Annotated in this window: 13 protein-coding genes; 8 read left to right on the top strand and 5 right to left on the bottom strand. The window is 72.6% G+C overall.

Annotated elements, in window-relative coordinates:
• The 3 genes from MZTS_RS17255 to MZTS_RS17245 form a co-directional block, all read left to right on the top strand.
• On the top strand, positions 1-521 hold a 521-nt coding region (locus tag MZTS_RS17255; protein ID WP_192284763.1), incomplete at its 5' end, for a sulfite exporter TauE/SafE family protein.
• A gap of 43 nt (positions 522-564) precedes the next feature.
• The gene (locus tag MZTS_RS17250) at positions 565-1476 is read left to right on the top strand and encodes an MBL fold metallo-hydrolase (RefSeq protein WP_192284762.1); all 912 of its coding nucleotides are present in this window, start codon (positions 565-567) and stop codon (positions 1474-1476) included.
• Between the two features lie 11 nt (positions 1477-1487).
• On the top strand, positions 1488-1874 hold the full coding sequence (locus MZTS_RS17245; protein ID WP_192284761.1) for a rhodanese-like domain-containing protein: 387 nt from the start codon (positions 1488-1490) through the stop codon (positions 1872-1874).
• A 399-nt stretch (positions 1875-2273) separates the two neighbouring features.
• Here the strand turns inward: MZTS_RS17245 and MZTS_RS17240 are convergent, their stop codons facing one another.
• Positions 2274-3590: an ATP-binding protein gene (locus MZTS_RS17240; RefSeq protein ID WP_012752924.1), complete on the bottom strand. Its 1317-nt coding sequence runs from the start codon at positions 3588-3590 to the stop codon at positions 2274-2276.
• Complete coding sequence (locus MZTS_RS17235; RefSeq protein WP_012752923.1) at positions 3587-4249, bottom strand: response regulator; 663 nt, start codon at positions 4247-4249, stop codon at positions 3587-3589. The genes MZTS_RS17240 and MZTS_RS17235 overlap by 4 nt, the downstream gene beginning before the upstream one ends.
• 107 nt (positions 4250-4356) lie before the next feature.
• On the opposite strand from MZTS_RS17235, the gene dsbD reads away from it, so the two are divergent.
• From dsbD to MZTS_RS17220, 3 genes are read left to right on the top strand one after another with little or no spacing between them, the layout of a single operon-like run.
• Positions 4357-6150, top strand: coding sequence for a protein-disulfide reductase DsbD (dsbD, locus tag MZTS_RS17230; RefSeq protein ID WP_009866742.1), 1794 nt, complete (start codon positions 4357-4359; stop codon positions 6148-6150).
• Between the two features lie 35 nt (positions 6151-6185).
• Positions 6186-6821, top strand: a complete 636-nt coding sequence (locus MZTS_RS17225) for a DsbA family protein (RefSeq protein WP_012752921.1) — start codon at positions 6186-6188, stop codon at positions 6819-6821.
• Entirely contained in the window at positions 6821-7690 is an 870-nt protein-coding gene (locus tag MZTS_RS17220; RefSeq protein WP_192284760.1) for a L,D-transpeptidase, read from the top strand. Before MZTS_RS17225 ends, MZTS_RS17220 begins: the two co-directional genes overlap by 1 nt.
• A 21-nt stretch (positions 7691-7711) precedes the next feature.
• On the opposite strand, the gene MZTS_RS17215 is transcribed toward MZTS_RS17220, so the two are convergent.
• Positions 7712-8299, bottom strand: coding sequence for a c-type cytochrome (locus MZTS_RS17215; RefSeq protein WP_012752919.1), 588 nt, complete (start codon positions 8297-8299; stop codon positions 7712-7714).
• Between the two features lie 546 nt (positions 8300-8845).
• On the opposite strand from MZTS_RS17215, the gene MZTS_RS17210 reads away from it, so the two are divergent.
• Positions 8846-9646, top strand: coding sequence for a pentapeptide repeat-containing protein (locus MZTS_RS17210; RefSeq protein WP_192284759.1), 801 nt, complete (start codon positions 8846-8848; stop codon positions 9644-9646).
• A gap of 34 nt (positions 9647-9680) precedes the next feature.
• A complete protein-coding gene (locus MZTS_RS17205; RefSeq protein WP_012752916.1) occupies positions 9681-10073 on the top strand; it encodes a thioredoxin family protein in 393 nt (130 codons plus the stop codon).
• A gap of 108 nt (positions 10074-10181) precedes the next feature.
• On the opposite strand, the gene MZTS_RS17200 is transcribed toward MZTS_RS17205, so the two are convergent.
• A complete protein-coding gene (locus tag MZTS_RS17200) occupies positions 10182-10340 on the bottom strand; it encodes a hypothetical protein (protein ID WP_012752915.1) in 159 nt (52 codons plus the stop codon).
• Positions 10341-10552: 212 nt separating this feature from the next.
• Positions 10553-11560, bottom strand: coding sequence for a molybdate ABC transporter substrate-binding protein (locus MZTS_RS17195; protein ID WP_012752914.1), 1008 nt, complete (start codon positions 11558-11560; stop codon positions 10553-10555).
• Positions 11561-11566 lie beyond the last annotated feature (6 nt).

The raw sequence follows: 11566 nt of genomic DNA, 5'->3' as shown, positions 1-11566 counted from the left end.
CGGCCAGGGCGGTCGACGGGCAGAGCCTGCTCGCCCTGTTCGGGTTCGTGATGCTGGCGGTCGGCGGCCTGATGCTGCGCCGGCGGCGCGGCGAGGGCGATCCGGACGTGCGCCTGACCAAACGGAGCGCCCCGGTGCTCCTGCCCTGGCTGCTCGGCATCGGGTTCGCGGTGGGCCTGTTCTCCGGCTTCTTCGGAATCGGCGGAGGCTTCCTGATCGTGCCGGGCCTGATGCTGGCGACGTCCATGCCGCTGCCCATGGCCATCGGCACCTCGCTGGTGGCGGTCAGCGCCTTCGGGGCGGCCACCGCCGCGAGCTACGCGGTCTCCGGCCTGATCGATTGGACGCTGGCCGGGCTGTTCATCCTGGGCGGCGCGCTCGGCGGCCTCGTCGGCGCCCGCCTCGGCCAGCGTCTCGCCGGGCACAAGCGCGCCCTGACCATCACCTTCGCCGGCCTGGTGATCCTGGTCGGCCTCTACGTCGTCGCGCGCGGCCTGCCAGCCTTGCTCGGTCGGGCGTGACGTCCAGAGCCCCGAAGCCGTTCATCCCGAACCGGAGGAATGCATGTCAGACCTGACCGCAACGTCCCTGCACGGACGCCCGCTCGTGACGGGCTTCTACGAGCAGCGCACGGGCAGCGTGCAGTACGTCGTCGCCGATGCGGAGACGAAACACTGCGCCATCGTCGACCCGGTGCACGACTTCGATCCGAAGTCGGGGGCGACCGCCACCCGCTCGGCCGATGCCCTGCTCGCCCATATCGCGCGCGCGGGCTACAGGCTGCAGTGGATCCTCGACACGCACCCGCACGCCGACCACTTCTCGGCGGCCGGCTACCTGCACGACAGGACGGGCGCGCCGACCGCCATCGGCGAGAAGGTCGTCGAGGTGCAGAAGCTCTGGAAGGGGCTCTACAACCTGCCCGAGACTTTCCCGGCGGACGGCTCGCAGTGGGATCGCCTCTTCGCCGACGGCGAGCGCTTCCGGATCGGCAACCTGGACGTCGAGGTGCTGTTCACGCCGGGCCACACCCTGGCCTCCGTCGCCTACCGGGTCGGCGACGCCGCCTTCATCCACGACACCTTGTTCATGCCCGACAGCGGCTCGGCGCGGGCGGACTTCCCGGGCGGCAGCGCGCGCACGCTCTGGCGCAGCATCCAGCGTATCATGGCGCTGCCGGACGAGACGCGGCTGTTCACCGGCCACGACTACCGCCCCGATGGGCGCGAGGCGGCCTGGGAGAGCACGGTCGCCCGGCAGCGGGCCGACAACAAGCACCTGACGGAGACGGGGAGCGAGGGGGCGTTCGTGCGGATGCGCGAGGCGCGCGACCGCGAGCTGCCGATGCCGAAGCTCATCCTGCATTCGCTGCAGGTGAACATCCGCGGCGGGCGCCTGCCCGAACCCGAGGCGAACGGCAGGCGCTACCTGAAGATCCCGTTGGACGCCCTCGACGGCGCGGCTGGGGGCGAGTGACGGAGGTGACCATGACCACGAAGAGCGCGAAGGACCTGGTGGCCGCGGCCAACCGCGCGGTGGAGACCCTGTCGGCCGAGGAGGCGCTGAAGAGGCTCAGCCAGCCCGACACGGTGCTCGTCGACGTGCGCGAGGGCGAGGAGGTGGCCAAGAGCGGCAAGATCGCCGGCGCGGTCCACGTGCCGCGCGGCTTCCTGGAGTTCCAGGCCGATCCGGCGAGCCCGACCCACAAGGTCGAGCTCGGGCGTGGCAAAAGGCTGATCCTCTACTGCGGGTCGGGCAATCGCTCGGCCCTGGCCGCCAAGGCGCTCCAGGAGATGGGGCTCGGCCCCGTCGCACACGTCGCCGGGGGCTTCCCCGCGCTGGAGAAGGCTGGCGGACCCGTCGAGCGGACGTGAGCGCGGGCGGCAGGGCCGCGTCTTCCTGACCAAGTGGCCCAGGGGCAGCACCGTGCGCCGTGACGGCCCCGGGCGCGTGGGCGCCGTTCGTTGCCGCTGCCGTCCCGGAACCGACGGACGGCGGATGCCCGAGAGCCGGGTTCGAAATCCCCGTCCGGCCGCCGGTCCCTCACCTGTGACAAGAAGAGGCCGGGGAGCGCCCTCGGCCGACCTGTCGCGAGCGGCCGCGGCACCCGTGCCTGATCGTGCCGGCCGGTGGGGCTGACAGCACCCGGCATCCGACGAGACATCGGGCTAGGCTTGCCCCGCGCCCCGACGGCGGAGCTGCCCCGGCGAGGGGCTCGCGATCAGCGTGTCCTGGCATCGCGACGCAACCGCGCCGTCCTCAGCGCAGGTCGATCAGGTCCACACGATCTCCGCCTGGAGCCCGCTCCGGTCGGTCCGGTTGCGAAGCCGGAGCCTCGCCCCGCTTCGCCGTGAGGCGGCCTCCGCGATGGTCAGTCCCAGGCCGCTGCCCGCGTCGCTCCTGTGGCGGCCGCGGTAGAACCGCGTCGTGACCAAGGCGATCTCTTCCTCCGGGATTCCGGGGCCCTCGTCCCGGGCGTAGAAGCCCGCGCCGTCCTGCCGGCGTCCCCACTCGACCGTTCCGGTCCGCATGTGCTGCACGGCGTTCTCGTGCAGGTTGCGGACGGCGAGCCGCAGGCTTTCCGGGTCGCCTCGCATGGTGAAGCCGCGCAGCGCGGGGTCGATGACGGTCACGATGCCATCCGGTGCCCGCATGCTCTCGACGGTCTCGGTCACCAAGGCGCCGACGTCGATCTCGGTCACGGTGGGACCGTCCGCCTCGGCGTCGAGCCGGGCGGCATCGAGAAGCTGGCGCACGAGCCGCGTGGTGCGGTCCACCGCCGCGAGGATCTGACCCAGCGCGGCCTTGGCCACGTCCGGGTCCCGGGCAGCCATCGCGACCTGGGCCTGCGTCTTCAGTCCCGCCAGCGGCGTGCGCAGCTCGTGGGCGGCGAAGGCCGTCACCTCCCGCTCGTGGCGTCGGGCCGCCTCGACCTTGAGGAACAGCGCGTTCAACGCGTCGGTCAGCGGGCGCACCTCCGCCGGCGCGCGCCCGGCGTCGATCGCGCTCATGTCGTCCGCGTCGCGCCGCGCCAGATCCCGGGCCATCAGACGCAGCGGGCGCAGGCCCCGCCCGAGGCTCGCCCAGAGCAGCATGCCGAGCAGCGGGACGACGAGGAGCGCAGGGGTGACGAGGCCCATGATCAGGTCGGCGACGAGGCGCTCGCGCAAGCCGAGGCGGTCGCCGACCATCACGCGCACGCCCTTCTCGGCGTCCTCCACGGTGAAGACCCGCCAGGTCTCGCCGTCGACCTCGCGCTCGGAGAAGCCGGCGGGCGCGTCCGTGAGGCGGCGCTCGGGCGCGCCGCTCGACCGCGCCACCATGCGGCCGTCGAGGGACCAGATCTGGCAGGAGAGTTGCCGCTCGTAGCCTCCGGGCGGCGCGAAGGCGACCGGCGCGCCCGCCGCCCCGACGTTGCCGACCCTGCCGACGAGGGAGCCGACCATGCGCGCCGCCTCCTGCAGCCGGGTGTCGAGGACCTGCTCCACCTCGCGTTTCGAGCCCAGGTAGATCCAGGCCACCGCGCTGAGCCAGATCAGGCCGGTCGCGAGGAGCAGGATGGCGAAGAGCCTGGCGCGCAAGGAGCTCATGCAGGCGCCCTCATCCGGTAGCCGAGGCCGCGCACCGTCTCGATGGCGTGTTTCCCGATCTTGGCCCGCAGGTTGTGGACGTGCACCTCGACCGCGTTGCTCTCGATCTCTTCCTGCCAGCCGTAGAGGCGGTCCTCCAACTCCGCCTTCGAGCGCAGCACGCTGGGACGCTCCATCAAGGCGGCCAACACCATGAACTCGCGCCGGGACACGGGGATCTGCGCCCCGTCGACCGTGACGGTCAGGCTGCCGAGGTCGAGCCGGATGCCGCCGTGCTCAAGGCTGGCGGTCGCCCGTCCCGCGGCCCGCCTGACCACGGCGCGGATGCGGGCGGAGAGCTCGTCGAGGTCGAAGGGCTTGCCAAGGTAGTCGTCGGCCCCGCCATCGAGCCCCGCGATCCGGTCCGCGACCGCGTCCCGCGCCGTCAGCAGGACCACCGGCGTGCGGTCGCCCCTGCGGCGGAGGCCGCGCAGCACGTCGAGCCCCGAGCCGTCCGGCAGCATCAGGTCGAGCACCACCGCGGCAAACGGGCTCGTGCCGAGGGCGGCGTCCGCATCGGCGCAGGTCGCGACGCAGTCGACGGTCGCCCCGCATAAGGACAGCCCGACACGGAGGCCGTCCGAGAGGATGGGATCGTCCTCGACGACGAGGATGCGCATGCGTTTCTCCTGGCTGCCCGGCATCCTCCGGGCCTGGCTTAAGCCTGGCTTAAGCTGCGTTTTCGACTTGCGCCGGGCCGATCCGAACCCGGGCCCCGCAGCCGACCATGCCGAACCTCCTCGCCCACCTCATCCTCGCTGCCCTTGTCTGGACGGGCGCGGCACTCGGGTCGCCGGGGCGCGGCCAGGACGCCGCCACCGGGCGGGTGCCGTTCACCCTCGCCGCGACCCGCCAGCCCGACCTCTCCCTCCGCCTGCGTTGGACCATCCCCGCCGGCACCTACCTCTACCGCGACCGAATCGCTGCCTCCACGCCGACCGGGCAATCGCTGCCCGTCACCACCGAGCGTGGGGAAACCAAGGACGACCCGAACTTCGGGCCGACCGAGGTCTATCACGGCGCGGCCGAGGCCACGGTGCCGGGCGCGGCCCTAACCAGCCTGCGCTCGGTGCGCGTCACCTACCAGGGCTGCGCCGAGAAGGGCATCTGCTACCCGCCGGTGACGCAAACGCTCGATCTCGCGGCACCGGCCGGGCCGGAGGGCGCCCGGTCCGGCGGCGGGACCGGGTCGACCCCGTCCGTTCGCGACGTCGCGGGCGGCCCGGCGGAAGCCGCGCGCTCGGACGACCTACCGTCCGGGCCGGCCTCGCTGCTCACCGGCAACCTCGCCGGCGTCCTGATGGGCATGTTCGGGCTCGGCGTCCTCCTCGCCTTCACGCCGTGCGTCCTGCCGATGGTGCCGATCCTGTCCGGCATGCTGGTCCGCCCGGGCCGGGGCCTCACGCCGGAACGCGGCTTCGTGCTTTCCGGCAGCTACGTCCTCGCGATGGCCGGGGCCTATGCGAGCCTCGGCCTTGCCGCGGCCTGGCTCGGACGCAACCTGCAGGTCGCGCTGCAGACGCCCCTCGCCCTCGGCCTGATGGCCTCGGCCCTCGTCGGGCTCGCCCTCTCCATGTTCGGCCTGTTCGACATCCAGGCGCCACGGTGGTGGCGCGACCGGGCAGCCGGCTCGGCCGCGACCGGAGGCGGCTCGGTCCTCGCCGCCGCGCTGCTCGGCTTCAGCTCGGCGCTGATCGTCGGACCTTGCGTGACGCCGCCGCTCGCCGCCGCGCTGCTTTACGTCGCCCAGACCGGGGATGTGCTGCGCGGTGCCCTGGCCCTGTTCGCCCTCGGCCTCGGCATGGGGGCGCCCCTCGTCGCGTTCGGCACCTTCGGGGCCGGGGTCCTGCCGCGGTCGGGCCCGTGGCTCGTGCGGGCCAAGCAAGCCTTCGGCTTCGTCTTCCTGGCGCTGGCGGTCTCGCTCGTCGCCCGCCTGCTCCCGGGCGGCATGGCGCTGCTGCTCTGGGGCGTGCTCGCCCTCGGCCTCGGGTGGTCCGTCGCGGCCCTCGCGGGAGCGGACGGGCGGGCCCGCCTCGGCAAGGCGTCGGGCCTCGCGGTCGCCGCCTACGGCTGCGCGCTCCTCGTCGGCGCCGCGACCGGGGGGAGCGATCCGCTCCGGCCCCTGTCCGGCCTCGTCCCCGGGGGCGCGGCGGCCCCCCTGGTCCAACGGACGGCGACGACCCCGGGCGGTCTGGACGCGGCACTACGGGAAGCGCGCGAGCGGGGTGCGCCGGTCCTGGTCGAGTTCGCCGCGGATTGGTGCTCCGTCTGCAAGACCAACGAGCGGGCCGTGCTGGCGGACCCGGAGATCCGGGAGCGGTTGAAGGCCGTCTCCGTCATCAGGGCCGACGTGACCCACGACGACGCCGGCACGCGCGCCCTGATGCAGCGCTACGACGTCGTCGGCCCCCCGACCCTGATCCTCATTCGCGCCGACGGCAGCGAGGTCCGCGACGCCCGTACCGAGGGCGAGCTCGCGCTCGGCGAGCTCAAGCGCCGCCTCGCCCGCATCGGCGCCTGAGCGAGCCTTTCCCACCAGCCACGAGGAGACCCATCATGAAGCGCAGGACCCTGCTCGCCCTGCTGTCGGCCGCCGCCCTGGCGCCGGCCCTGCGGTCGCTGGCGCCGGCCGCCGAGGACGCGTTCGCGCAAGGCGTCGATCCGAACGCCATCCTGAACGACCCCGAGGCGCCGGTCTCGGGCAACCCGAAGGGCGACCTGACCCTCGTCGCCTTCCTCGACTACAACTGCCCCTTCTGCAAGAAGTCGCACCCGGACCTGGAGCGGCTGGTGAAGTCGGATGGGCGCATCCGCCTCGTCCACAAGGATTGGCCGATCCTCGGCGACGCCTCCGTCTACGGCGCGCAGCTCGCGCTCGCGGCGAAGTACCAGGGCCGCTACGACGAGGTGCACCGGGCGCTCATGGCCATCCCGGGCCGCAAGATCCCGAAGGAGCGGATGCTGGAGGCCGTGTCGGCCTCGGGCGTCGACATGGCCCGGTTGGAGGCCGACCGGGGCGCCCACGCGAGCGAGATCGCCGCGCTGCTCCAGCGCAACCTCGACCAGGCCGATGCCCTCGGCCTGCAAGGCACGCCGGTTTACCTCATCGGCCCGCTGAAGGTGGCGGCCGCGCTCGACTACGACGGCTTCAGGCAGGCTGTCGCCCAGGCCCGCGCCAAGGGCCGCTCGTGATGCGGCTGGCCTCACGTTTCCCGGCGCTGGTCGCGCTCGCCTCGGCACTGGGCGCCTGCACGGCCTCGATGGGGGCGCCGGCCCCGAGTGCGCAGGTCCGGCCGGCCGTCGGCTCCGAGGCCCAGCGCCGGTACGCGGCCGTCACGGACGAGCCGTTCCCCGTCGAGGCGGTCGACCCGCGCGACCTCAAGGCGCGCAACGTCCGACAGGTGGTCGACTACCCGACGAAGGAGCCGCCCGGCACCCTCGTGGTCGACCCCTACAGGCGGTTCCTGCACCTCGTCATGGAAGGCGGCAAGGCGATGCGCTACGGGGTCGGCGTCGGCAGGGCCGGCCTGGAATTCACCGGCGCGGCCACGGTGGCCCGCAAGGCCTCGTGGCCGCGCTGGACGCCGACGCCGGACATGATCCGGCGCGACCCGAAGCGCTACGAACCCTGGGCCGGCGGCATGGCGGGCGGCGACAGGAACCCGCTCGGCGCACGCGCCCTCTACCTGTTCAAGGACGGCAAGGACACGCTCTACCGCATCCACGGCACCACGGAGCCCTGGAGCATCGGCGAGGCGGTCTCTTCCGGCTGCATCCGCATGCTGAACCAGGACGTGATCGACCTGCACCGGCGCGTGCCGACCGGCACGCGCGTCGTGGTCCTGGGGCCCGGGGGCGCCGCGCACGCCGCGCGCCGCGGCCCCGCGGAGGTCACCGGGAGCATATCCGGAGGGCCCGGGCGGGCGCAGCCACCGGAAGACGGCCTCGACCACGCCACCCTCGGTAGCTTGTCCGCCCGTGCGGCGGAGGCCCGAGGGACGGATCGGGAGGAAGACGATCCGCCGGGGGAAGACGCCGCGGACGCCGTGCCGGAGCGATGACGGGGGCGGGACATTCGCGGATCACGGCGGGACGGTACCGCTGGGCGGGGCGTTCTGGCCGAGAAGGACCCCGTCGACGGTCCGGCCATAGAAGTCGAGCGGATCGTCGTGGTGTGCCGTCCGCGTCTCGGCGACGGAGCCTTCGAAGCGGGGATCCTGCGGCCGCTCGCGGCTGTCGAGGAAGGCCGCGACGGACCAGGCCTCCTCGTCCGAGAGGGTGTTGCCTTGGCCGAGTTGCATGTTCGCCTTGATGAACCCGGCGGCATTGGCGACCGAACTCATGCCGGCCCCCCAGTCGTAGGATCGTGCTCCCCAGAGCGGTGGGAACACGGTGTATCCGTCCGCCGTGGCCTGTCCCTCGCCGGCTGCGCCGTGGCAGAGGGCGCATTTGGCCGCATAGACGTCCCTGCCGCGCCCGATGTCGAGCACGGCGGGCTGCGCCAGCTTGGGGTACACCCGACCGGGCGGGCTCAGCCCGGTCCGCGCGCCCCGTGCCAGGAAGAAGGCGTAGCTCTCCAGCGCGACCAGAACCGGATCGCCGAGCGGCGGGGCCTTGCCGTTCATGCTGTAGCGGAAGCAGCCCTGCAGCCGCTCCGCGAAGGTGTTCACGGGCCGGTTCTTGGAGCGATAGGCCGGATAGTTCTCGTAAGCGGCCCAGAGCGGCGCTACTCCCGGCCGGCAAGCCGCCGCCGGATAGCAGGCACCGGGTGGTGAGCACGCGGCTCCCGCCGTGCCCGACCCCGTAGATCGGCATCTCGCGGCCGGTGTCCGACGTCCGGAACACGCGGGTCCGCCCGTGAAGGCACATCAGGGAGTTCGTGCAGGCGCCGTCGCCAGTCATGACCGGCCCCGGCCTCCAGGAGGGGGAAGTGCACCGTCCCCCGCGCGCCTGGAGGTGCGCGGCATCCAGGCTTCGGCGGACCGGGAACCGCTCGATCCGGCGGGCGTTCGAGCTGCGCGCTTCCGTAGCGGGCGTGAGCTGCCGAAGCGCCCGGTCTCCCTTGCGGTTTCCACCCGAGCTTCGTCCTGCCCGGTGACCTCAGTCACAGACGGCGCGAGCGGACCGGCATAAGATCGCGCCGACATGACGAGAACTCGCCGCGACGTGCCCGGCCACCCCAGGGTCGGTTCGGCGGGCGCAGTCGGGAGAGACACATGCGACCCCTCGCCCCGCTCCTGCTCGTTTCCGCGTTGATGGCCGGCCCTGTCCACGCCGAGCAGGACCTGCTGCTCGGGGCGGACATGAACACGCCTGCGATGACCCAGGCGGAGATGAGCCGCGCGGACATCGAGGCCATGATCGCCAGGGCCGACGGTAAGCCCCTCGATCTCTCCGACAAGGCCTTGTCCGGCCTCGATCTCTCCGGCCTGAACCTGAGGGGTGTGAACCTGCGCACCGCACGCCTCAACAAGGCGAACCTGCGCGGGGCCGACCTCAGCGAGGCGAACCTTGAACAGGCTTGGTTCATCAAGGCCGACCTGAGCGGGGTCAAGCTCGTCGGTGCGAAAATGTTCGGCATCACCGCCCGCGAGGCTAATCTCAGCGGGGCCGACCTCAGCCGATCCATGCCGATCGGCGACTTCAAGGGTGCGAACATGAGCGGAGCGACGCTCGTCGACCTGAGGGGTGGCGCCGACATCAAGAACCAGTCCATGGGCCTGATGCGGGCCGTGTTCGTCTCGGTGAACCTCTCCGGCGCGAACCTGAAGGGAGCAAACCTCGGCCGGTCGAGGCTGGAATACGCCAACCTGACGGACGCCGACCTCACCGACGCGGTGCTGATGGGCTCCGACCTCTCCGGCGCGAACCTGACCGGCGCCACCGTCGCGGGCGCCGACTTCAGGAACGTCGATGTTAGCGGCGCCCGCCTCGTCGCCCTCAAGGGCCAGGACAGCGCCAAGGACTGGGCGGCCCGGATCAACGTCGACCGCGCCATCACCCGGGCGCGGAACTGAACCCCGGCTTCTTCAGCGCCAAGGAGCGCCCCGCATGTCGACCCGCCGTTCCCTGCTCGGCCTCCTCGCCGCGGTCCCGCTGCTGACCGGCACGGCGGCCTTCGCCGCCGACCCGGTCACCTACACGCCGGCGGCCTTCGAGGCGGCCCAGAAGGCCGGCAAGCCGATCCTCGTCCACATCACCGCCCCGTGGTGCACCACCTGCGCAGCTCAGAAGCCGATCCTGGCGAAGCTTGAGGCCGAGCCCCGTTTCAAGGACCTGCAGGTCTTCGAGGTCGACTTCGACAGCCGCAAGGACGTGGTGAAGCGGTTCGGCGCCACGATGCAGAGCACGCTGATCGCCTACAAGGGCGACAAGGAAGCCGGACGCTCGTCGGGAGAGACGAAGCCGGGGGCGATCACGGCCCTCCTCGACAAGGCGCTCTGAGCGGCCATGGCGGCCGGTCGGACGCCGCGTGGGGCCCGGACGCGTGCCGCGTCCTCCCAGAGTTCGCCCTGGCCGGACCCGTTCACGGCCCGGTGCCCTGCCCGGGCTTCAGCAGGTCCCGTAGACCCGCGATCCGTCCGGGGTGACGGGGCCGACCAGGTCGGCGGCAGGTCGGAGGTAGAGCGGCTGCACCGTGCCCGGATCGATCCGGTCCGGCATCGGGGCGACGAAGTCGACCATCATCGCCTCCGAGCCGCCATAGGCCATGTCGGCATCCTGCTTGGCCTTGTCGATCCAGCCGGGCGTGGGCCGGCCGTGACCTGAACGTCGGTGCCGCGGGCCTTGCCGAAGGTCTCCGCCGCCTCCTCGATGGCCGGCAGCGGGCCGCCGGGCCGGTACCAGGACCCTGTCCGGGACGGGCCACGCCGGCGAGGGCGGGCGTCAGGCCGCGACGAGAACCTGGGCGATGCGGGGCATGGCTAGTTCCGATCCGGGATGCCGTCGGCGCGGTAGGGCTCGAAGCCGTAGCGCGCGAAGATCGCGCGGGCTTCCGCGCCGCGCAGGAAGTCCAGCCAGGCACGCGCTTCCGCGGGATGGGCCGCATCCTTCACTTCGGCACCGGCGTAGGCGCCGGTCTCGTTCTGCTCGGCGGGGATGTCGACGCGCTCCGTCGGCAAGTTCGCCTCGGCCTGGAACACGGCTTCCGAACGCCAGGTGACGCCGGCGTCCGCGCGACCCTGCATCAGCCACACCGGCGTCTGCCGGTGGTGCATCCGCGTGAGGGTTGTCGTGCCCTCGGCCACCTTGGTCCCGTAGACGGTCCTGACGAGCTCCTCGCCGCCCGCCTTCCGGAGGGCGGACTTGATCTGCCGCGCGACGCCCTCGAATTCGGGGTTCGGCATCGCGAGGCGCAGCCCGGGCCGCGCGAGATCCGCGAGCCCGGTGACCTTCGCCGGGTTGCCCTTCGGAACCATGATCGCCAGCTGGTTGGTCACGTAGGGGACCGCGGGCCCGACCAGGTCCCCCTCGCGGACGAGCCGCTCGACCGCCCCGAGCCCGGCGAGGTAGGCGTCGGGCTTGGCGGTCCAGGTCATGTTGCCCACCGTGATGCGCCCGCCGGCCCGCATCTGCCTGACGAGCAGGCCCGGCGGAATGGTCTCGTAGTAGATCCGGCCGGCGAGGTCCGGGTGCCGCGCCTCGAAGGCCGCGACCAGCGGCGCCATCGCGAAGAAGTAGTTGCCGCCGACGTAGAGGATCAGGCGGGCATTCGTCAGGTCGCCGTGGAAGTCCGCGAGGTTGTCCGCCTCGTGGACCGTGAACTCCAGGCCCTTGTCGCGTGCCGGGGCGTTGGCGCCCCCCTGCCAGGGCGGGAACGTGCGTGCGTCGGCGGGAGCCCGATCGGCGTCGCGCCGCGGGTCCGCGGAAGCCGGCGGGGCGGCGAGCAGGGCGAGGCAGGACAGGACGACGGGAAGCGGGAAACGGGGCATCCGGCG

The organism is Methylorubrum zatmanii, assembly GCF_014845115.1.
GTDB classification, from domain to species: domain Bacteria; phylum Pseudomonadota; class Alphaproteobacteria; order Rhizobiales; family Beijerinckiaceae; genus Methylobacterium; species Methylobacterium zatmanii.
This window is presented reverse-complemented; position numbering and strand designations above follow the sequence as displayed.